The following is a 22,884-nucleotide window of genomic DNA, read 5'->3' on the forward strand; positions in this document are numbered from 1 at the left end:
TGTCATTTCCTGTTTTTCAGAGTGGGCACAGTGGTTATCATATCGTTTGAGGAATTATTGGTATCCTGATAAATGATGCGGCCGTCTTCATTCAGACTACTTTTCCGAATCAGCGATTTGCCGGTATAGGGGCCGTCCGGAAGATAGGCTGCTCCACTGTCCAGTTCATCCGGTACCCGCTTGTAGGAGATGCGATCTGCACTTGCCACGCATTCCACGCAGTCAATTACCCATTCTTTGGGAATCATCAGGTAGAATTTCTTTGTATTGGAAGATTGGGGCCGGTTCTCCCGATTGGATATGTCGTTGACATAACTTTCGGCAGACTTGCCTTCTATTTTAAATACAATCATGGTCGGTCCGATTGCGGGAAGAGGATACATCCATATATTGGTATTCAGGTTGAGAAGCATCTTCATTGGCCTTACTCCGGCAGTAATGTCCTGCTGACTGAGGCTTACATCCCAAAATGCCCAGTCCGCTTTGGATAGGTCTACAGAATTGGTATGCTGATATTCGCCTCCCGTGTGGTCTACTGCATTAGTGGCTATGCTGATTTCTTCACCGGGATGTAAGGGATACTCTGTTCCGGTACCGGGAAATTGCCAGGTTACGTCGTTGATGGGGATACGCTTCATGTCGGTATATTTGATCCATGGAGATTGCAGGCTGGATGCAGGGTCGACGATGGCTACACATAAGCTGTCCAGATAGAGTGTCTCTTCCGAATTATTATGGAGAATGAGATATTGGTCGGATTGATATTCCTCTCCTTTTCTACCTATGCATCCGCCGTAATAAATTTCTTTAATAATGAGTGCGTTGCTCCGTGAACGAGACAGTTGCACTTTTGCAGTTCCTTCATATTGCTCGGATAACAAAGATAAAGCTTCGGTTCTGCCACTGAAGATTAAGCCCGATGCCGTTTGGTAGTGCGCCGAAGCAGTGTAATAACCGTATTCCACACGAAAGGCGGCGAGTCCTTCGGACGAACAAGGCATGGTATAAGTGATGCCTTGGTTCTGGTTGGTCAGGACGACATTGATTTTTTCATAAGGCAATGTGTCATAGCCTTCCGGTGCAATAACTTGTATATCTATCATACATGAGTTGCTCTCTTCTTTTTCTGAACACGAAAAAAGGGATACGGCAAGGAGGATGAACAGATAAAACTTTATTTTCATAATTGATTTGTGATGTTTAATAGGTCGTATTTCTCAGAATCGGATATTGATTTCAGCTCCGTAATACAGTTCCGGATTCAATATGGAGTATTGCTGTGTGCTGTTTCTGTATCGTTTCGGATTTGATTGTGTCAGGTTGTTGGCACAAAAGGCAACGGACACATGACGTCCTATTTCTTTGGTAATTCGCAGATTCAATAAGAAATAGGGCCCGAAAGAGTCTTCCTGGAAAGCCGTTAAGGTATTTGTTGACATGATCAAATCTGAAAAACGGCTGTCTGTCTCCATTTCTGCGGTAAAAGGATAAAGGCTGCCGCTTGCATCCATATAGTAGACCGGATTTAACCGTTTCTGATGTTCGATATCGGTCATGGCATCTCCTTCGATGCGACTGCCATTGGCATCGGTGAGGTAAACCGGATTGTTGTATCGGCTTTCCACGCCTTTCTTTTGCTTGTCCATCCATACGGCTTGCAGTGTCAGGCTGGCAATGAGCCCGATGCGGGGTAGTTGAGTGATGCATTGAAACCGAGTGTTGAACTGTTCCCACACTTGCAGGTTGCCGGTAGAAGAAGATGATTCATAGATGCCTACATAGGGGTAAGGCTTTCCATTGACTTCTATTTGGGGATGAAAGGCAGAAAGAGCTGTATTCTTTTCCTTCATGTGCATATAGTTGCCGCTGATGAGCAATGAAGAATGTAAGGGACGGCACCGGATGGGCCCGATGGTATACTCCACACCTTGCTTCTTTTGTTCTATGCCGTTTTGCGGCTGTTGGTAAGTGGCAAAGGAAGATAGGGTGGTATAGCCCAGCGTCTCTCCGTGATTAACGACACCGTCGGGAGTCAGTTCGGGGTGTTCTCCTTTGCCAATCAGAGTATTATAGCGGCGGTAGCTGAACGGTTCGGCTTGCAGTGCGGTGCAATATCCGTTTTTCAGATGCTCGTTATACCATACAATATCTGTGGTGATATCTGCTATTCGGAAGTTGATGCCCATTTCAAACTTACGGTTGACGGGAACAGCCAAATCGGGATTGAAGGTGCGGTCGGTAGCGTAAGTGTGCATGACGGCCATCCGATAATTATTTTCCGTGTCATTATATGTGAAGCTGTTCTTGTCAGTATAAGAGATATCGGGATACAGATAGGGCAATACCGGCATTTTGTGCATCAGTCCCCAGCCCAGTCGAAGGCTGAGGTACTGAATGAAAGAGTTGTCGTTGTTGTCCATCAATATTTGTTTAAGATTGATGCGCGGATCGGCTATGGGGCGGGGGTGCAATGCGTGAGTGTGTAACTTAATCATGCGCAGGCCGGTTTCCAATTCGGTCTGCATTTCTCCGGTGCGTACGACGATGCGGTTTTCGGCAAAAGCAGAATAATGATACACGAAAGGGATGTCACGATAAGAACGGGTTCGTATTCCTATCATGTTGAGGGGAGGATTTGAAGGATTAAAACTGATTCCCTTTCCCCGGTTACCTTCCATGTCGGCTTCCACTCCTAAAAGAAAATGCTCGTAGACTTGCTCACTCAATGCTTTTCTCAGATTGGCGATGAGGGAGGCGTGGGTGGTCAGTGGTTCTCCTTCTACAGAAAGGGGAGCAAAATAATTAGGCGGTAAGAAGTTTCCTTCATGTTCTCCCGGCAGTGTGGTGTAGGTAGTGACTTGTTGCGTGCCGGAATAATAGGTGTTTGACTCGTTCTTCTGTCTGCCGTAACTCATTCCTGCCCGATATTCCAGACTGGAGAGCCAAGGCTTCATTACCTTCCATTGTCCGTTGGCCGAAAAAGAGAATCCTTGATTGGTGTATCTTTGATATTCACCGTCCACACTGTTGTTTCCTCTTTTATCATTATCTTTCATCCAATACCCGCGTAAGTCAACTCTCAATGTCGCCGACCGGAAGTCTTTGGCGTAAGCGGCCTGGATACCGATACGGTGAAAGGTTTCTTCCGGAATTTGCGGCGCCTCACGTGAGAATGCATAGTCACCTCCTATATATAATGAGCCTCCGTTGCTGCCCAACCGAAAACCTTTCCCTGCGGATGCCAGTTTTTCTGTTGCAGTGAATCGCATGGATGCGCTGAAAGGCTGAATTCCGACTTTGGATTTGACCAAAACCATTCCACTGGTTACGTCTCCGTAACGGGCAGAAGGAATACCCCGTATCACTTCAACCGACTCGACGGAAGTGGGAGAGATGGAGCGCACATCAAAGCCCGAGAGTACTGTGGAATTATAAATTCCTCTTCTTCCTTCCAATCCCATCTGCTGCATATTCATATTATTATTCAAGCGCATTCCGTCTACCAAAATGGCCGTTCCCAATGCATTTGTTGTATTGTCATAAGAAGCGCTACGGATGGTGAAGCCGGCAGGAATGTTCAGATTAGGGTTGCGTGTTGTCACTCCCGGCAATAACTGTGTTAGGCCGGATAAATCCGTAGCCTGAATATGCCGGATAGCATCTTGTCCGATAATGGAACGGGAACCCGGCGTGTCCGGTTGGGAAGCCGTGACAATTACTTCCTTTAATTGTATGTGGCGAAGAGTGTCTACATCCGGCCTCTGCTTCTGTCCGTGGCAATGAAGCGAACAAAGAAGCAGTATCATAATGACAAATGTACTTGTATAATTGATGTAGCTCATCGTTGTTTTATGGGATTTCTTAAAATGTAGGGCATTTGCTCAAATGTTTTTAAGCATGTACAAAGAAAACAATTTTATTTCATCTGTTCACTATCTGCTATTAAAAAAGTAAAGAGGGCTGCCGCGTTTTGGAGTTTTCTAAGTACATTTGCAGGTACAATAACATGACTATGCTGCTATTTATATTAAAAACATTAAGTTTCTGTCTTTCATTATTTGCCTGGCTCTTATTAAGCGTGGCAGGTGTGTCCTTGATATGGGAATCCCGGCTGGTAAAAAAGAATTCAATTCGCCCTTTGTCACTCATTATAATCATGTGGGGCATTCTTTCTTATAATATATGTTCTGACAATTATCTGTTTCTGGCGGTTTACCGCTATTCTGAGTTCTTGTTTTATCTTTGTCTGATTACCGTTTACTTGATTTGTGCTTTAATAGCGAGCTATATAATGGGAAAAACTTTCCTGTACAGACTCCTTATGCATAAATTGAGAGGCTATGTTTCACCTCAAATCGTTCGTCTCCCTATTGGAATTGCAAGCGGAAACAATGCTTTTGATAATCGGCAGAGAATGGAGAACGTGCATTTTACTTCCGATATGAAAAAAAGAATACACGATGTATTGGATAATCCGAATTTGTTACAGGAACGGAATATTACAATGGAGAAAACTGCCAATCTGATTGGAGTGAATGTCTTTTATTTGAGAACTTATCTGAATTACCATCTGCAAACTACTCTTGCTAAATATCTCAGGGATAAGAGACTTGATTATGCCGAACAATTGTTGCTGGGAACTGATAAGTCCGTTGCTGAGATTGCAACGATGACAGGCTTTGAATCGGATGCCAAGTTCTTCGAGGCGTTTAAGGCACGTCATCAAAGTACTCCTTTGGCATGGAGAAAGAGCAAAAGCTCTCTTGAATAATATAAATCATCAGAGAAATATTATATTATCAGACAAGAAATAATCGATGAAATGGGGAAATATTATAAATGTTCTTATCGTTCTCGATTTGGGTATTTGATAAACTTTCATTCTGTCTACCTTTGCAATATGAATAAAACACCAATGGTGTTGTTGCAAATGACGAGACTTTATCACCAGTTATTTAAGATTGGTTTGTTAATTAAGATGAGGAATAGAGGGATATGGCTAGTATGCCACTCATTTAAAAATAAAAGGTCGAATCGTGATAAAGTTGTAGAGAAAACAAGTCCTCTACAAAAGTTGAGGGTCTCAATGTGAGGAATATGAAATAGAGATGAATGATGTCTCTATGGATAAGATTTATTTCTTTATATCGCGTATTTGGAATAAACCTTACATTAAAGAGTGCCGGAAAGAAAATGCCATTTTCTTTCCGGTATTATTTTTCTGATACACTTTTCTGATATGCGATACGTGGGGTACCGTTATGTGTATAGATAATGCCACATTCTTCAAAACCGTTTTTCTTCAAGATATTCTGCATCACATAATTGTCATGATGTGTGTCTACACGTATATTATGATGTTGCTCGAAGCACCATCGGATGCATTTGTCTGCAATTCCTTTTTCTTTCCCATTGGCAGCCATACGGTGAATTACACCATAGGGGGCCTCATTCAGCCACTTGCCATTATCGATAACCGTATAGGTAGGATCTTCTCCGATAATAAAACAGAAGGTGCCTACAATTTCTCCCTGCTCATTCTCGCACACATAGCTGTGGCCGTCGGCTATTTCCTGCTGAATGTATTCTTCAGAAGGATAACCGTTAATCCATTGGTTGGGGTTGCCATGTTCCTTCATAAATTGGCGGGCGTAGTCATATATGGCCATTATCGGCTTCAGGTCATCGAAGGTTGTTTGTCTGATTTTCATATTGGGTTGGGCTTACTATCGTGTTAAGATTAGAAATTCATTTTATATACGTTGGTCTCTTTCTGTTCAAATCCTATTGACTGATACAGCTTGTTGGCGGCTGTTCGTTTGGGGTTGGAAGTCAGCATCAGTACAGGGATGCCTTGTGATTTTACGAAATCGATGGCATGGCGGACTAAAATCTTGCTGAGTCCTTTTCCGCGATAAGTTGTATCCAGTACTACATCTTCTATCCATGCTTTTCCACCGGTGGGAGTATAATAAATGCCGACAGTCAACATTCCTGCGATTACTTGATTTTCTAAAAGGAAAAACAGGTGACTGTTTTCCGAGGTGAGTGTCTGCTTGAAAGCTTCTTCTGTAAGTGTGATGGAGCGGGTGGTCAGTTGAGTCAGAAACTTCCGGGTAGCTTCCAGATATTCGGGCTTATATTCGAGTATTTCGATGATTTGAGTCATAAATAAATTGGTTTTAAGTTTCTAATATAATAATAAGGTGAAGTCCGGTTTATGTCCGAGCTTTGAAAACCGGTGCGATTTTTTGTATTTCCGATTCGAAGCCGAACCAGTAGCCATGTTCTGTGTCAGTATCTGCAGGCAGAAAGCAAAGACGCAATTCAGGTTTATAATAACCATAAAGCACTTCCCAATGTTCAGGCGGGGTCTGCCGTTTGGTCTTTACATGCTCTGCCGGCAGCTTCTTGAGTGACATGCCTGCCTCTATCCATGCAATGGAAGCCTGTGTCTGATAGTTTGGATAGTATTGTTTGCAATATTCATAAAGCACCAACCCTCGTCTTTCCAAGCTCATAGGTTGGTCAATGAGATTGGCTTCCGTCAGGTAGGCCAGAAACTTATATAAAAAAGTCCTGTCGTTTACGATGAGTTCCCGTGTCAGGGATTGCCATGCGGGGGTATTGTAAAAGGCATCGAGTAAGCGGGACAGTTGGCGTGCTGTCTGCAATTCTCCGACGCTGATTTCTTTCGTTTGTAGTACTTCGTAAGGCGGGAGAGGGGAGTAGCGGATTTCCAACTCGTTTGCCCGACGGCGCATTTCTGTTCCGGGCAATAGCTTCAGAGATTCCAATTGGATTTCTCCGGCACAGTATCCGGCGAGGGTGTATACATCTTCGAATATTTCATCCAGATGATAAAGCGGTAGTCCCGCAATCAGGTCGGCATGAGTTTCCATATTGGAGAGTGAACAAAGGAAGGTCAGTCCTTCCAGTGCATCGGAGAGTTTTCCCATTCTCCGGCTTGTCTCCAGAACGGGTGCACGCAGACTTTGAATGCCGGCTTCCAGGTGGAGAAGTCCTGCGGGCAATTGTTTTAACTCTTCTTTCAACTCTTCCGATAACAATGCGGGATGAATTTCCAGATGGAAGCGGATGTCGGGCGAGAACTCCAGGAAGAGGCGAAGAAGTTCTTTGGCACGGCGCGGATTATAGTTGAAGGTACGGTCGAGCACACGTACATTCTTGATGCCATGACTGTGAATGATTTGCAATCTGTGCCGTATGCTTTCGATGGATAGTGTGCGAACAGGCTTTTCTCCTCCGCTTACACAAAAGGCGCAGGTGTTGAAGCATCCGCGTGTGGTCTCCAATTGTACGAAAGGTTTGCTCCAATTGAAGAAGCGGCTTTCTTCAGGGGGGACAAGGTCGGAAAAATGAAGTACGCGTGCTAAGCCATTGTCTTTATATTCCTTCTGGGGAGTCAGATAGCAGAGTCCCGGGATACTTTCCCACTTCTCGGGTTGCTCCCGACAGGCCAGCCATTGCGGAAACGCTTCTTCTCCTTCTCCTCTGAACACACAGTCGACAAAAGGATTCTTACGCAAGAACTCTTCATTATCTCCCAAAAACTCAGGGCCTCCCAAGATGAGACAAGCCTCTGGAAGCAATGCTTTGACACGAGATGTGATATGCATCAGTTGTTCGTGATTGAACAACCAAGTGGTGGCTGCAAGTATGTCGGGCCGGCGGCGGTAGATTTCATCGACAATCATCCCTACATTTTCATTAATGGTAGCAGATACTATATCCCATTCCACAGAGGTGTCCGAAGCTATCTGTGCATGCAAGGCGGGAAGTGCCAGCGAGGAGTGAGCATACGAGCTGTTGAGGTCTATCCAGAGAATCTTCATGTTTAATATTGTTTTCAGTTTGCAAAGATAGCTCTTTTTTTATATCTTGCCTGCGTTTTTAAACAGATACCGTTATGATTAGAAGAGCAGAACTACAAGATGCGAAAGCTATTACGGCTATTTATAATGAATATGTCGCACACAGTGTGGTTACATTTGATATCGAACCAGTGAGGGAAGAGGATATGCGCTTCCGGATAGCTGAGATTTCGGCTCATTATCCTTATTTTGTTTACGAGTCGGACGGAAAGGTTATGGGGTATTGCTATGCTCACCCCTGGAAACAGCGTGTGGCCTACGGACATACATTGGAAACGACTGTTTATCTTCTTCCCGATTGTGTCGGGAAAGGTATGGGCACCCAACTCATGACACGCTTGATAGAAGAATGTCGGAGGGAGGGGTATCATGCACTGATTGCTTGCCTGACGGAGCCGAATGAGGCCAGCACTTCCTTACACACTAAGTTGGGCTTTCAAAAAGTCTCTCATTTTAAGGAAGTTGGACTGAAATTTGGTAGTTGGCTCGATGTCGGCGATTACGAGCTCATCTTATAGCCTGTGAACATTTCCATCAAAAAAAAGGTTATAGCCATTAAAACTAAAAACAACTGACTATGACTCAAATTAGTATTAAAAGGGTATATGAAGACTTTTCGCCCAACGATGGTTATCGGGTATTGGTCGACCGTCTTTGGCCCAGAGGAATGAAACGGGAGCATCTGATATACGATTATTGGGCAAAAGAATTAACCCCTTCCAATGCTTTGCGTAAATGGTTTCATGCCGACGTAGAAAAAAGATGGGGCGCCTTTGCCGATATGTACCAAAAAGAACTGGAACGCTCACCTGCCGTTAAAGCGTTCATTGATAGGATAAAACCTTATGAAAAGGTTACACTTCTATATGCTTCGAAGAATCAGGAGCAGAATCATGCGCGTGTACTGGCGCAATATTTAAGCACACTTTCTTAGTTTTTGTGCAGAAAAAAGCTAACTTTGCGACCGTTTTAGGTAAAAAGAAGGATTATGATACAAAAGGTTCTAATCGCCAATCGTGGCGAGATAGCCGTACGTGTAATGCGTTCCTGTAAGGAAATGGGCATTCGCACCGTGGCTGTTTTTTCGGAAGCTGACCGCACAGCGCGGCACGTAATGTATGCAGATGAAGCCTGTTTGATAGGCCCTGCCGCTTCCAAAGATAGTTATCTGAATATAGATAATATCATCAAAGCTGCCAAGCAGCATCATGCCGATGCCATTCACCCCGGCTATGGTTTTTTATCCGAGAATGCAGACTTTGCCCGCCGTTGTAAGGAAGAAGGGATTATCTTTATCGGGCCTGCCGCCGAGACGATGGAGGCGATGGGCGATAAGATAGCTGCCCGCAAGCGTATGATTGCTGCCGGCGTACCTGTTGTTCCCGGAACGGAACAGCCGTTACAGAGTGCAGAGGAAGCAGTCCGCATTTGCAATGAAATCGGCTATCCCGTGATGCTGAAAGCCTCAATGGGTGGCGGTGGAAAGGGTATGCGCCTCATTCACAGTGAAAACGAAGTGGTGGAGGCTTATAATACCGCACGTTCGGAATCTATGTCGTCTTTTGGCGATGATACCGTTTATCTGGAGAAGTTTGTGGAAGAGCCTCACCATATCGAGTTCCAAATTCTGGGTGACAATCATGGCAATGTGATTCATCTGTTCGACCGAGAATGTTCTGTTCAGCGTCGTAACCAGAAAATAGTGGAGGAAAGTCCTTCGCCGTTCCTTACCCCCGAACTCCGCAGGGAGATGGGTGAGAAAGCGGTTGCCGCAGCCAAGGCGGTGAACTATTCGGGTGCGGGAACCATTGAGTTTCTCGTGGACAAGAACCGTAATTTCTATTTTCTCGAAATGAATACCCGCCTCCAGGTGGAACATCCCATCACGGAAGAAGTGGTCGGTGTAGATTTGGTAAAGGAACAAATCCGTATCGCCAATGACGAGGTGCTGCATCTCAGACAGGAGGAGTTGTTCCAGCGCGGCCATGCCATCGAATGCCGTATCTGCGCTGAGGATACGGAGAATAATTTCATGCCTTCGCCGGGTATCATCAAGCAGCTCACCGAGCCGAACGGTATCGGTGTCCGCATCGACAGCTACGTGTACGAGGGGTATGAGATACCCATCTATTACGATCCCATGATAGGCAAGCTGATTGTTTGGGCTACTACTCGACAATATGCCATCGAGCGTATGCGCCGTGTACTTTATGAATACAAAATCACCGGGCTGAAGACCAACCTCAGCTATTTGAAACGTATCATGCATACGCCCGACTTTGTGAAAGGCGAATATAATACGCTGTTTATCGAGAAGAACTCCCGTATGTTGTTGCGTGGCAACGGCAATAACGAGGAAATCGAGAATATTGCAATGATTGCCTCTTACATTGATTATCTGATGAATCTGGAAGAAAACAAGAGCTCGCAGTTGCCCGACGGCCGTCCCATCAGCCGTTGGCGTGAGTTCGGTTTGCAGAAGGGAGTATTACGCATCTAAACAAACGGAAAAGAAATATGGAAATACATATAGGAGACCGCATCGCCGATGTAACTTTGGTGAGCAAAGAGGGTAATAAGGTACAGTTCCTTATCGATGGAAAGCCTTATGACGTGGATATTGTGATGGCGGAGAACGGAAGTTGTTCCATTCTTCACGATGGCAATTCGTTTAATGCCGAGTTGATTCGCGGTGAAGGCGGTAAGAGTTATGACGTGAACATGTTCTACCGTTCTTACCACGTAAATATTGTGGATACGCAAACCAAGTACTTGCGCATGAAGAAGGGCGGAGAAGAGAAACAAGACAATCGGATTATTGCGCCCATGCCGGGTAAGGTCGTTAAGATTCCCGTCCAAAAGGGAGACTGTCTTAGTGCAGGAGACATCGTGGTGGTGCTGGAAGCCATGAAGATGCAGAGCAACTACAAAGTAAGTTCGGATTGTGTCGTAAAGGATATTCTGGTGCAGGAGGGCGATGCTGTCAATGCTAACCAGGAACTGATTATATTGGATATCATAAAAGAAGATTGAAAGAACCATGACAAGAGAAGAAATATACAGCCGGTTTGAGGAACTGGACAAAAACGCATCGCTGGGTGGCGGTGTGGACAAGATAGAAAAACAGCATGCGCAGGGCAAGATGACTGCCCGCGAACGTATTGAAATGCTCCTTGACAAAGGTACATTCAATGAACTTGACAAGCTGGTAAACCACCGTTGCACCAATTTCGGCATGGAGAAGAAACAGATTGCCGGCGACGGGATGGTGACGGGATACGGAAAGATAGACGGTCGTCTGGTTTTTGTGTATGCCTATGACTTCACCGCACACGGCGGTTCGTTGAGTGAAACCAATGCCGCCAAGATTGTCAAGGTGCAGGAACTTGCTCTGAAGAACGGTGCACCTGTCATTGCACTGAATGATTCGGGTGGTGCCCGTATTCAGGAAGGCGTGAATAGCCTTGCCGGTTATGCCTCCATCTTCTATCAGAATACCATTGCTTCGGGGGTCATTCCACAGATTTCCGCTATCTTGGGGCCTTGTGCGGGTGGTGCTTGCTACTCTCCCGCACTGACCGACTTTATCTTTATGGTGAAAGAGCAGAGCCACATGTTTATTACCGGGCCGGATGTGGTAAAGACCGTGACCAATGAAGAGGTGGGAAAAGAAGAACTGGGTGGCGCTTATACTCACAGTTCCAAGAGTGGCGTCACTCACTTTATGTGTAATAATGAGGAGGAAACTCTGATGAGCATCCGTGAACTGTTGAGTTTCTTGCCTTCCAACAATATGGAGGATGCTCCCCTTGTTCCCTGCACGGATGATATCCATCGTCAGGTAGAAGCGCTTCAGACCGTTATCCCCGAAGACCCCAATATGCCTTACGACATCAAGGACATCATTGAGCCGGTGCTGGACAACCAGTACTTTTTCGAGGTAATGCCCCATTTTGCCAAGAACGTGGTAGTGGGATTCGGTCGTTTGGGCGGTCGTTCGGTGGGTATCGTTGCCAACCAGCCCGCTTACCTTGCCGGTGTGCTTGATATTGATGCCAGCGACAAGGCTGCCCGCTTCATTCGTTTCTGCGACTGTTTCAATATACCTTTGATTACCTTTGAGGATGTTCCCGGTTTCCTTCCCGGCACGGTGCAGGAACACAACGGCATTATCCGTCACGGTGCGAAAATAGTGTATGCATACGCCGAGGCTACGGTTCCCAAAGTTACATTGATTACTCGTAAAGCATACGGTGGAGCCTATATCGTGATGTCCAGCAAACCGACAGGGGCTGATGTGAATCTGGCTTATCCGCAGGCCGAAATTGCAGTGATGGGTGCTGAGGGTGCAGTGAACATCCTTTATCGGAAATCGACTCCCGAAGAGAAGCAGGAAATAATTAAGGAGTATGAGAATAAGTTTTCCAACCCCTACCGTGCAGCCGAACGCGGACTGATTGACGAAGTGATTATGCCGCGCGATACAAGATATAAACTGGCTCAGGCGTTGGATATGTGTCACAACAAAAACCAAAGCAATCCGCCTAAGAAACACGGTAATATGCCGCTTTAAAGAAATAGAAGGATAAATGAACTTTTTATAGAAGAACAGTCTTGTTTCTAAAGAATAGGACTGTTCTTTGTTTTGTTCGTTATGGATTAACTGAAAAGTTGTAACTTTGTGCATTTTGAAGGCGAAGAAGATGATTGCTTGGTTCGCTATAAGTTGCATTAAAGCTTTATATAAAGTTGAATTGCCCGACAATATAGAAATAAAATAGCGTTTTATTTCTATATTGTCGGGCAATCTTTTATCTTTGTGTAACTTAACAACCTAGAAATAATATGTTCTTTCTTTGTAGACTGTGGATATGGTGTAAACGTTTCCGTCATCGTTGTGGTTACGGTGTGCACTCTCCGTCCGACTTTTTTTTGATAACTTCCATTATTTATGAGAGATACCCTTACTATGCATACCGGACATTGAAGAAAAGGGGATTCTCAAATTACCTGCCTCACTATCGGTGCAAAGTGAACCGTTTGCTGTTCAGATTGGTTAATTATTTCAGACCGAAATCTTTGATAGAAGTGGGGATTGGCAATGGAGCGTCCATCAGTTATATGCGTGCGGCTTGTCACACCATGGATTCTGTTACCCTGAAGGGAAGAGACCGGGATAAAACCTTACAGCAACTAGCTGAAAAGTTGGAAGAACTGCAATATATTGATTGCTTGCATATTGCACATACTTCCTTCTACCAAGAAGTGTTTGAACAATCCTTGCCCTATATACACCCGGATAGTTGGTTTATTATAGGAGGAATTTATGAATCAAAGGAGAAGCACGAATGGTGGAAAAAGGTGGTTGCTGATGAACGTGTCGGTATAACCTTTGATTTATATGATATCGGTCTGGTGTTTTTCGATAAGAAACGTTATAAACAGCATTATATAGTCAACTTCTTATAAATAAGACCATGAAAAAAAGTATGATATATACGAAGACAGGCGATAAAGGTACCACCTCATTGGTAGGGGGAGCTCGTGTGCCCAAGACACATATACGCTTGGAAGCTTATGGAACCATTGATGAACTGAACGCTTATTTGGGGTTTCTGCAAACATATTTGACAGAGGAAAACGACAAACATTTGGTGACCCATGTGCAGAATAAGTTGTTTTCCGTCGGCTCCTATCTGGCTACCGACCAGGCACAGACTGCATTGCGCATGGAGAGCCGTATAAGTGATGAAGATATTACATTATTGGAACAGGCCATTGATGAAATAGACAATGCACTCACTCCTCTTCATGCGTTTATCCTTCCGGGGGGGGCGCGTGGCGCTGCTGTCTGTCATATCTGCCGTACAGTGTGCCGTCGGGCTGAACGTCGTATATTGGCATTGGCCGGAGAATGTGAAATAGAGGCTCGTGTAACAGCTTTTGTCAATAGATTATCGGATTATCTGTTCATTTTGGCACGGAAGTTGAATCATCTTGCAGAAAAGGAAGAAATTTTTTGGGATAAAAGTTGCAGATGAAATAATTTATTATACTTTTGCGGCTAAATAGAGATAAAAGGAAAAGTATTTACTCAAAAAATAAGAAAACTATGTACTGGACATTAGAATTGGCCTCGAAGTTGGAAGATGCTCCCTGGCCTGCTACTAAGGATGAGTTGATTGACTATGCAATGCGTTCGGGTGCTCCGTTGGAAGTAATCGAAAACTTGCAAGAGATGGAAGATGAAGGCGAAATCTATGAAAGTATAGAGGATATTTGGCCGGATTATCCGAGCAAAGAAGACTTCTTCTTCAACGAGGAAGAGTATTAAACACAGGTGATGTAAAGACGGGTCGGAGCTTTTGGTTCCGGCCCGTCTTTGGTTTTTATCGGTATCAAACACTTTTCTAGCGGGGTAGGATGCAAGTTTTGTGGAGCTAGTCATTATTCTTAGGGATTTAACATATCAGGCAAACACCTGTCGCCGGATGTTTTCTCCTCCGGTTTTCAACCTCTGCATACGCTTAGAACTCCCTAAGTCGTTTCATTAGCCGGACTAAGCGTTTTCGTCCTTTCGGTTATGCCTGTCTGTCCGTCGGATTACTACAGTTTCCGGCAGTAGACTGTATAGTCTCCTTCAGCGGGCTGTACAGTCCATTACTGTAGACTGTACAGTCCATTACTGCAGTCTGTACAGTCCATTGCCGAAGACTGTAATAATCTTCCGTTTAAAAGGCCTTGGCTGACCCTAAGAAACGGCTTACTCTTCCCATGGTTGGTTAAATCGGGTACTGATAAGATTTTTCCCCCTTCCTGCAAAAGAATAACTTTATGCTGCGATTAAACATTATCATCGGAAAAAGTGTTTATCTTTGTGGCGTAAACTAAAAATAAACAAACATGAAAAAGATTATTAGTGTATTTATGGTAGCTGTATGTTTAATGATGGCTGCTCCTGCTCAAGCTCAGTTGCACTTTGGTGTGAAGGGTGGTTTGAACTTGTCAAAGGTTAGTTTCTCGAAGTCTGATTTAAAAGGAGACAATAAAACCGGTTGGTTTATCGGTCCGATGGCTGAGTTCACATTGCCTATTATCGGTGTAGGAGCTGATATAGCTGCTTTGTACTCACAAACAGATTTGGCTGCAAAAGGATATGATACAGATGCTAAATTGAAGACTTTTGAAATTCCTGTGAATTTGAAGTGGTCATTTGGCCTGGGAAGTATGCTGGGCGCGTATATTGCTGCCGGTCCGCAGTTTGGCTTTAATATTGGCAATAAGAAAGGTTTTATGGACTATGAGCTGAAGAAGAATAATACGACCTTCAATGTAGGTGCGGGTGTAAAGTTGATTCGCCACATACAAGTAGGTGTAAATTATAATTTTGCTTTAAGCCATACTGCTACTATTGAGACTGCCAACGAAGAAGTCATTAAGATTAAAAACAATACTTGGCAGGTGTCACTTGCATATCTGTTCTAAGCAAGCTCATTTAACAAAAGATAAAAGGGAGTGTGTCAAAACTAAACCGGCCTATCCCATCGTCAGCTGTAGGGGCAGGGTTTGCCTGCCCGAAGACACAAAGTAAACTGTTTTCGGGCGAGCGAACCTCGCCCCTACGAACGAAACGACAGCATTATCCACGTTTTGACACAACCCCTTTTTGTAATTTTGCAGCATGAAAAAATATGTAGATGTCATAGTGCCGTTACCCATTGCCGGTCAGTACACTTATTCGCTTCCGGCAGAAATGGAGGAGAAAGTGCAGATGGGGTGTAGGGTTATAGTACCGTTTGGACGGAAGAAATTCTATACGGCTATTGTCACTCATGTGCATTATGCAGCTCCCGAAGGTTATGAGACAAAAGATATAGAAGAGGTACTCGACTCAACTCCTGTGCTGCTGCCTAAGCAGTTTGAGTTTTGGGAGTGGCTGGCTTCTTATTATCTCTGTACATTGGGAGACGTCTATAAGGCTGCCATTCCGTCCGGCATGAAGTTGGAAAGTGAGACTTTAGTGGAATATAATCCGGATTTTGAAGCAACAGCTCCACTTCCTGAGAAGGAACAGAAATTATTGGATTTGTTGAGTTGCGATACGGAACAATGTGTCACACAGCTGGAGAAGGCTAGTGGAATGAAGAATATTCTTCCGGTCATTAAGTCACTGCTCGACAAGGAGGCCATTTACGTGAAGGAGGAACTGAAGCGTCATTATAAGCCTCGTACGGAGGCACGTGTGAAATTGGCTGACTCCGGTATCGATGAGGCCCGCTTACAACAACTTTTCAATGAACTGGGCCGTGCTCCCAAACAATTGGCACTGTTGATGAAGTATGTAGAACTTTCGGGCTGGGCATCGCGTGAAAGTACGTTGAAGGAGGTTACTAAAAAAACTTTATTGGAGAAGGCCGGTGGTTCTGCCGCCGTTCTCAACGGGCTGGTGGAAAAGGGAGTGTTTGAAATCTATCATCAGGAAATAGGACGTTTGGATAAAGGAATGCTGAAAACAGCGGATGTCAATCCATTGAATCCGGCACAACAACAGGCTTATCAGTCTGTTATTCAGAGTTTCAGAGAAAAGAATGTCTGTCTGTTGCACGGAGTGACGTCCAGTGGCAAGACTGAAATATATATTCATCTTATTCAAGAGGTGCTGAAGGCCGGTAAACAGGTTCTCTATTTATTGCCGGAGATTGCTTTGACTACTCAGATAACTGAACGTCTGAAGCGTGTATTCGGTCATCGTCTTGGCATTTATCATTCAAAATTCCCGGATGCCGAACGCGTGGAAATTTGGCAGAAGCAGTTGGGCGACGAAGGGTATGATGTTATATTGGGGGTGCGTTCCTCCATTTTCCTTCCATTCAAGAACCTGGGATTGGTAATAGTGGATGAGGAGCACGAGAATACATATAAGCAACAAGATCCGGCTCCTCGTTATCACGCCCGTAATTCGTCTATTATGCTTGCATCAATGTTTGGTGCTAAAGTCCTTTTGGGGACAGCCACTCCCAGTGTGGAGACTTACTTCAATGCAACATCGGGTAAATATGGGTTTGTAGAATTGAAAGAACGCTATAAAGATATTCAGCTTCCTCATATCGAATTGGTAGATATTAAAGAACTTGCTCATCAAAAAAGAATGCAGGGGCCTTTTTCGCCTCGGTTGGTTAAAGAGATAAAAGAGGCGCTTGAACGTAAAGAGCAGGTGATTTTGTTTCAAAACCGTCGTGGCTTTGCTCCGATGATAGAGTGTCATACGTGCGGTTGGGTTCCGAAATGCAAGAATTGTGATGTGAGCCTTACTTATCATAAAGGCTTGAACCAACTGACTTGCCATTATTGCGGGTATACTTATCAAGTACCTCGTTCGTGTCCTGCCTGCGGTAGTGTGGAATTGATGAATCGGGGATTCGGAACGGAGCGTATTGAAGATGATATCAAATTGATTTTTCCCGAGGCAAGAGTGGCCCGAATGGACTTGGATACTACTCGGACCCGGACGGCATATGAGAAAATCATAGCTGATTTTGAACAGGGGAAGACAGATATTTTGATTGGTACACAGATGGTCTCGAAGGGATTGGATTTTGACCATGTCAGTGTAGTCGGTATTTTGAATGCCGATACAATGTTGAATTATCCTGATTTCCGTAGCCATGAGCGTGCTTTCCAGTTGATGGCGCAGGTAGCGGGGCGTGCCGGAAGGAAGAACAGACAGGGGTTGGTGATTTTGCAGACAAAGTCTCCCGATTTGCCGGTAATTCATCAGGTGATATCGAATGATTATGAACAGCTTTACTATGACCAGTCTGCAGAACGACAGATTTTCAAGTACCCGCCTTATTATCGTCTCATCTATGTTTATCTGAAACATCGGAAAGAAGATATACTTGATATGGCGGCAGATGCGATGGCTGCACAACTCCGCTCCGGCTTGGGAAGTCGTGTATTGGGTCCGGATAAACCACCGGTAGCTCGTATCCAGACCTTATTTATTAAGAAGATTATGGTTAAAGTGGAACAGACCGCTTCGATAGCGAAAGTACGTGAATATTTGCTTGCCATACAACGCGCCATTATTGAAGACGAGCGTTTCCGTTCTCTGTTAGTATATTATGATGTAGATCCACAGTAGTTATGAAAATAGAATTAGATGTGCATACCCACACCATTGCCAGCGGGCATGCATTCAGCACTTTACAGGAAATGGCGCAGGCTGCTGCCGACAAGGGGTTGAAACTGTTGGGAATAACGGAACATTCATCCGGTATTCCGGGAAGCTGTAATCCCATTTATTTCAGAAATTTGCATGTCGTTCCCCGGCAGATGTATGGCATCGAACTGCTGTTGGGAGCAGAGATAAACATCCTTGATGGGGAAGGTAATCTTGATATGGATGAAAATTATATGAGAATGTTGGATATTCGAATTGCCGGTATCCATTCTTTATGTTATAATTATGGCACGATAGACGAGAATACGCATGGCATGGTGAAGGCAGTCAGTAATCCTTTCATTCATATTATCAGTCATCCCGGAGATGGTACGGCCGAATTGCATTTCGAGCCGATTGTATTGGCGGCCAAGGAACATCATACTCTATTGGAGATAAATAACAGTTCTTTAAAACCGACCCGTAATAAGCCGGATGCCCGGGAGAACAATCTTGCTATCCTGCGGCTGTGCAAACAATATGAGGTGCCGGTTATTTTAGGAAGCGATGCCCATATCTCATTTGATATTGCCCGGTACGATTATGTGTACGACCTGTTGCAACTAACTGAGTTTCCTGAGGCACTGATTATGAATCGTGACGTGAAATCATTTAAAGAATATCTTTGCTTGTAAAGCTATATGAAAAGAATACTTTTTGTCTGCCTCGGCAATATTTGCCGTTCCTCTTCTGCAGAGGAGGTTATGCGTACTTTAATTCAAAAAGAAGGTTTGGAAAGAGAAATTGAAGTAGACTCTGCCGGTATCCTGAGCTATCACCAAGGGGAGTTGCCCGATAGCCGTATGCGTATGCATGCTGCTCGCCGGGGATACAATCTGACCCATCGTTCCCGCCCTGTCCATACAGAAGATTTTTATCACTTTGATATGATTATCGGTATGGATGACCGCAATATAGAGGACTTGATAGAGCGTGCACCTGATTTGGACACAGAAAAGAAAATCCATCGGATGACAGATTATTGCAGGCTAAAGATGGCGGATTATGTACCCGATCCTTATTATGGAGGGGCGCAAGGTTTCGAGAATGTATTGGACATTCTGGAAGACGCCTGCGCCGGACTGCTTGAAGATATTCGTGCTATTTCTTCAACTCGGGATAACTGATTCGAGTGTGATACATCGTTTTCAGCTTTTCTTTAAACAGCGCTTTCACTAAGGCGATGTCTTTGAAGGTGATAGGACATTCTTTGAAGAACCCTTCTGTAACTTGTGCATCTATAATCTTGTCTACTAAGGTGCCGATGCTTTCTTCTGTGTATTCGGGCAGGCTTCGTGAAGCAGCTTCTACGGAGTCGGCCATCATCAGAATGGCTTGTTCTTTTGTGAATGGGTTAGGTCCCGGATAACGGAACTTTTCAGTATCCACTTCTTCGTCAGGGTGTTCGTTTTTATAGGAAATGTAGAAGTATTTGGTCAACCCTCTTCCGTGATGCGTACTGATAAAGTCTTTGATGACTTTGGGCAGGTTATGTTTCTCGGCAAGTTTCAGGCCGTCTGTGATATGGCTGATGATAACTTGTGCACTTTGTTCATAGTTGAGGCTCTTGTGTGGATTCACTCCTGATTGGTTCTCGGTAAAAAAAGCGGGATTTACCATTTTCCCTATATCATGATAAAGTGCTCCGGTACGGACTAACTGGCTTTTCGCACCAATCTTATTGGCAGCTTCCGCTGCTAAATTAGCCATTTGAAGGGAATGCTGGAAAGTACCCGGAGCTATTTCCGACATCTCACGCAGCAGACTGTTGTTGATATTGGAAAGTTCCACCAGCGTAACGTTGGAAGTAAAACCGAAGGTCTTTTCCAAAATAAACAATAGCGGATAGGCAAACAGCAGCAGAATACCATTGATCATAAAATAGATATACATACGTGTATTCAGTTTCGTCAGATCATCTTCGTGAATCAGCTCAAAAGCAAAATACAGCAATGCATAGCTGGCAAAGACTACCAAAGCCGTTCGCAGGAGTTGCGAGCGTTGTGATAACTCGCGCAAACTATAGATAGACACCATACCTGCTACCACCTGCAGGAGAATAAACTCATGAGGGAAACGTAACGTGATGGAACAGAGCAGGATGATAGTGACGTGAGCCATGAACGCTGTTCGCGAATCAAGGAAGATACGCACTATAATCGGTATCATTGCAAAAGGCACGATGTAAATACTGGATAAACTCTGCGAGACCATGACGGAGGCGACAACCGGGAATAGTACAATTAATGCGAAAAGCAAGGTCAAACTGCCTTTACGGTCATAATAGTCGGCACGGAACAAATCCAGATAGACCATGAAGCAGAACAGGAATATTCCTACATAAAGTATTTGTCCGGCTAATGTCAACCGCTTCTCCTGTAAAGATTCGCTTCGCTTTTCCCATTCTTTCCGTAAAGATTCCAATATATTATAGGTTTGCTCGTCTACGATTTCTCCCCGATCGATGATTTTTTGACCATTTAGAACGAAACCGTTTGCATACGAGATATTGGAAAGCAAATCTTTTTGTGCCGCTTCGGACTTGGGCTCGTCATAAATAAGGTTCGGAGTAATATAATTGTTTAAGTTGCACTGTTGCAATACTTTCTTTTTATAATGTGTAGTGTCGGCATTCAGCAGGTATTCATAGGCATCCTTTACAGTATATAGCTGCTCCACCAATCGGCTCGTGGCCGTATTTTGTTCTACAGTTCGTATGGCAGTGATGCTGTCCTCTTCCATCCGGGTGAGATCATTACCGGCAATAATTCCATTTCTATACAACTCTTTCAGCATACGTTCTATATATCTCACATAATCTGTGCCGGGCAAAGAGTGACGGAGCGTTTTGTTATAATCTTCCCTCAACTTCTCAATCATATTTTTTTCCACATTCTTTTCTATGTGGAAATAGGGTTGATAGGTGGCAAGAATACTATCCTGTTCTTTTTGCACTTGCATATCATTTTTATAAATGGGGAAATCGAACGATGCTTGCAGCAGTCCGTACTTCCATGGCTTATTGATGTCAAATTGATAGTTGAATTTGCCTTCATTGGGTAAAAAGTAAACTATCACTGACACAGTAGCAATGAAAATAAGGCTTTTATAGAGCAAATCTTTATATGAAAACCGTTTGCCGGTCTTGAAACTTTTCATAATCGTATATTTTTGCGCGCAAAATACGAAAAAATCGGGAAATTTAGATTAATTTTGCAGCGTATTTTATATAAAACAACAATGTCAGAAAGAAAAGTAAGAGTTCGTTTTGCTCCGAGCCCAACGGGAGCGTTGCATATTGGTGGTGTGCGCACTGCTTTGTATAACTATCTGTTTGCTCGTCAGCACGGTGGAGATTTAATTTTCCGTATAGAAGATACCGACTCAAATCGTTTTGTTCCGGGAGCGGAAGAATACATTATCGAGTCGTTCAAGTGGTTGGGTATTACGTTTGATGAAGGCGTAAGTTTTGGTGGTGACTTCGGTCCGTATCGTCAGTCTGAACGCCGCGATATTTATAAGAAATATGTGCAAGTCTTGCTGGATAACGATAAAGCTTACATTGCTTTTGATACGCCTGAAGAATTAGATGCCAAACGTAAGGAAATTCCTAATTTCCAGTATGATGCTTCAACTCGTATGGCTATGCGCAACTCTTTGACAATGTCGAAAGAGGAAGTCGATGCATTGGTGGCAGACGGTAAGCAATATGTGGTACGTTTCAAGATAGAACCTAACGAAGATGTCCATGTACATGATATCATCCGTGGCGAAGTGGTGATAAACTCATCTATTCTTGATGATAAGGTATTGTATAAATCTGCAGATGAACTGCCTACTTATCATTTGGCAAATATTGTGGATGATCATTTGATGGAAGTTTCTCACGTTATCCGTGGAGAGGAATGGTTGCCTTCTGCTCCTTTACACGTATTGTTGTACCGTGCTTTCGGCTGGGAAGATACGATGCCCGAATTTGCTCATCTTCCGTTATTGTTGAAGCCCGACGGAAATGGTAAACTGAGCAAGCGTGACGGTGATCGTCTCGGTTTCCCGGTATTTCCGTTGGAGTGGCATGATCCTAAGACCGGAGAAGTATCATCCGGTTATCGCGAGTCGGGATATTTGCCCGAGGCAGTTATCAATTTCCTTGCTTTATTGGGATGGAATCCGGGTAACGACCAAGAAATCATGTCATTGGATGAATTGGTGCAATTGTTTAACTTAAGCCATTGCAGTAAGGCCGGTGCAAAATTTGATTTTGAAAAGGGAAAGTGGTTTAACCACGAATATATATTAAAGAAAGACAATGCTGAAATAGCAACATTGTTTATGCCTGTCCTGAAAGAAAATGGCATAGAGGCTCCTATGGATAAGGTGGTAACTGTAGTGGGATTGATGAAAGACCGCGTTAGTTTCATTAAGGATTTGTGGGAAACCTGTAAGTTCTTTTTTGTTGCTCCAACAGAGTATGATGAAAAGACCACCAAGAAACGTTGGAAAGAAGATTCTCCCGAGCGTATGCTGGAACTTGCAGACGTATTGGAAGCTTTGGACGACTTCTCGTTGGAGAATCAGGAAAAGGTAGTAATGAAATGGATAGAAGATAAAGGTTATCATTTGGGTAATATCATGAATGCCTTCCGTTTGACACTGGTGGGCGAGGGCAAAGGGCCGCACATGTTTGATATTTCTGCTGTTTTAGGAAAAGAAGAAACATTGAGACGCATTCGCCGGGCTGTGGAAGTGCTCAAGTAATACCGTGAA

General features: G+C 44.1%; 20 protein-coding genes. 14 read left to right on the top strand and 6 right to left on the bottom strand.

Annotation, left to right across the window (positions count from 1 at the left end; genetic code table 11):
• Nucleotides 1–2: 2 nt before the first annotated feature.
• Entirely contained in the window at nucleotides 3–1,184 is a 1,182-nt protein-coding gene (locus IR173_RS09755; RefSeq protein ID WP_237039445.1) for a DUF4876 domain-containing protein, read from the bottom strand.
• A gap of 33 nt (nucleotides 1,185–1,217) precedes the next feature.
• On the bottom strand, nucleotides 1,218–3,842 hold the full coding sequence (locus IR173_RS09760) for a TonB-dependent receptor plug domain-containing protein (RefSeq protein WP_237039446.1): 2,625 nt from the start codon (nucleotides 3,840–3,842) through the stop codon (nucleotides 1,218–1,220).
• Between the two features lie 599 nt (nucleotides 3,843–4,441).
• Between IR173_RS09760 and IR173_RS09765 the strand changes: the two genes are divergently transcribed.
• Entirely contained in the window at nucleotides 4,442–4,771 is a 330-nt protein-coding gene (locus tag IR173_RS09765) for a helix-turn-helix domain-containing protein (protein ID WP_237039447.1), read from the top strand.
• Nucleotides 4,772–5,213: 442 nt separating this feature from the next.
• Here IR173_RS09765 and IR173_RS09770 read toward each other — a convergent pair whose 3' ends face one another.
• Genes IR173_RS09770 through IR173_RS09780 form a run of 3 tightly spaced genes read right to left on the bottom strand, consistent with a single transcriptional unit; the run spans nucleotide 5,214 to nucleotide 7,856 of the window.
• Nucleotides 5,214–5,711 carry a GNAT family N-acetyltransferase gene (locus IR173_RS09770; RefSeq protein ID WP_237039448.1) on the bottom strand — a complete coding sequence of 166 codons (498 nt, stop codon included), beginning with the start codon at nucleotides 5,709–5,711 and terminating at the stop codon, nucleotides 5,214–5,216.
• 29 nt (nucleotides 5,712–5,740) lie between these two features.
• Nucleotides 5,741–6,169, bottom strand: coding sequence for a GNAT family N-acetyltransferase (locus tag IR173_RS09775; RefSeq protein WP_237039449.1), 429 nt, complete (start codon nucleotides 6,167–6,169; stop codon nucleotides 5,741–5,743).
• A gap of 49 nt (nucleotides 6,170–6,218) precedes the next feature.
• Complete coding sequence (locus tag IR173_RS09780; RefSeq protein ID WP_237039450.1) at nucleotides 6,219–7,856, bottom strand: B12-binding domain-containing radical SAM protein; 1,638 nt, start codon at nucleotides 7,854–7,856, stop codon at nucleotides 6,219–6,221.
• A 74-nt stretch (nucleotides 7,857–7,930) separates the two neighbouring features.
• Here IR173_RS09780 and IR173_RS09785 point away from each other — a divergent pair, with 74 nt between their 5' ends.
• The 12 genes from IR173_RS09785 to IR173_RS09840 all read left to right on the top strand — a co-directional run bounded on the left by IR173_RS09785 (nucleotide 7,931) and on the right by IR173_RS09840 (nucleotide 19,244).
• Entirely contained in the window at nucleotides 7,931–8,413 is a 483-nt protein-coding gene (locus tag IR173_RS09785) for a GNAT family N-acetyltransferase (protein WP_237039451.1), read from the top strand.
• Between the two features lie 59 nt (nucleotides 8,414–8,472).
• Nucleotides 8,473–8,829, top strand: a complete 357-nt coding sequence (locus IR173_RS09790; RefSeq protein ID WP_237039452.1) for a DUF488 domain-containing protein — start codon at nucleotides 8,473–8,475, stop codon at nucleotides 8,827–8,829.
• Nucleotides 8,830–8,883: 54 nt separating this feature from the next.
• Nucleotides 8,884–10,395, top strand: coding sequence for an acetyl-CoA carboxylase biotin carboxylase subunit (accC, locus tag IR173_RS09795; protein WP_237039453.1), 1,512 nt, complete (start codon nucleotides 8,884–8,886; stop codon nucleotides 10,393–10,395).
• Nucleotides 10,396–10,412: 17 nt separating this feature from the next.
• Nucleotides 10,413–10,928 carry a biotin/lipoyl-containing protein gene (locus IR173_RS09800; RefSeq protein WP_237039454.1) on the top strand — a complete coding sequence of 172 codons (516 nt, stop codon included), beginning with the start codon at nucleotides 10,413–10,415 and terminating at the stop codon, nucleotides 10,926–10,928.
• A 7-nt stretch (nucleotides 10,929–10,935) separates the two neighbouring features.
• Entirely contained in the window at nucleotides 10,936–12,468 is a 1,533-nt protein-coding gene (locus tag IR173_RS09805) for an acyl-CoA carboxylase subunit beta (protein ID WP_237039455.1), read from the top strand.
• 272 nt (nucleotides 12,469–12,740) lie between these two features.
• A complete protein-coding gene (locus IR173_RS09810) occupies nucleotides 12,741–13,364 on the top strand; it encodes a hypothetical protein (RefSeq protein ID WP_237039456.1) in 624 nt (207 codons plus the stop codon).
• Nucleotides 13,365–13,372: 8 nt separating this feature from the next.
• Nucleotides 13,373–13,936 (top strand): cob(I)yrinic acid a,c-diamide adenosyltransferase, encoded by a 564-nt coding sequence (locus IR173_RS09815; RefSeq protein ID WP_237039457.1) that lies wholly within the window; start codon nucleotides 13,373–13,375, stop codon nucleotides 13,934–13,936.
• A 71-nt stretch (nucleotides 13,937–14,007) separates the two neighbouring features.
• A complete protein-coding gene (locus IR173_RS09820) occupies nucleotides 14,008–14,229 on the top strand; it encodes a DUF2795 domain-containing protein (RefSeq protein ID WP_002558131.1) in 222 nt (73 codons plus the stop codon).
• Nucleotides 14,230–14,798: 569 nt separating this feature from the next.
• Nucleotides 14,799–15,380 carry a porin family protein gene (locus tag IR173_RS09825; RefSeq protein WP_237039458.1) on the top strand — a complete coding sequence of 194 codons (582 nt, stop codon included), beginning with the start codon at nucleotides 14,799–14,801 and terminating at the stop codon, nucleotides 15,378–15,380.
• 196 nt (nucleotides 15,381–15,576) lie between these two features.
• Nucleotides 15,577–18,039: a replication restart helicase PriA gene (gene priA, locus IR173_RS09830; protein WP_237039459.1), complete on the top strand. Its 2,463-nt coding sequence runs from the start codon at nucleotides 15,577–15,579 to the stop codon at nucleotides 18,037–18,039.
• A 2-nt stretch (nucleotides 18,040–18,041) separates the two neighbouring features.
• Nucleotides 18,042–18,752: a phosphatase gene (locus IR173_RS09835; RefSeq protein WP_237039460.1), complete on the top strand. Its 711-nt coding sequence runs from the start codon at nucleotides 18,042–18,044 to the stop codon at nucleotides 18,750–18,752.
• 6 nt (nucleotides 18,753–18,758) lie between these two features.
• Complete coding sequence (locus IR173_RS09840) at nucleotides 18,759–19,244, top strand: low molecular weight protein-tyrosine-phosphatase (protein ID WP_237039461.1); 486 nt, start codon at nucleotides 18,759–18,761, stop codon at nucleotides 19,242–19,244.
• On the opposite strand, the gene IR173_RS09845 is transcribed toward IR173_RS09840, so the two are convergent.
• Nucleotides 19,219–21,276: an HD family phosphohydrolase gene (locus IR173_RS09845; protein ID WP_237039462.1), complete on the bottom strand. Its 2,058-nt coding sequence runs from the start codon at nucleotides 21,274–21,276 to the stop codon at nucleotides 19,219–19,221. The two genes, IR173_RS09840 and IR173_RS09845, sit on opposite strands and share 26 nt — an antisense overlap.
• Before the next feature lie 81 nt (nucleotides 21,277–21,357).
• On the opposite strand from IR173_RS09845, the gene gltX reads away from it, so the two are divergent.
• Nucleotides 21,358–22,875, top strand: a complete 1,518-nt coding sequence (gltX, locus tag IR173_RS09850; RefSeq protein WP_237039463.1) for a glutamate--tRNA ligase — start codon at nucleotides 21,358–21,360, stop codon at nucleotides 22,873–22,875.
• The last annotated feature ends 9 nt before the right edge of the window (nucleotides 22,876–22,884 follow it).

It is taken from the genome of Phocaeicola faecalis, from assembly GCF_021730445.1.
GTDB classification, from domain to species: Bacteria; Bacteroidota; Bacteroidia; order Bacteroidales; family Bacteroidaceae; genus Phocaeicola; species Phocaeicola faecalis.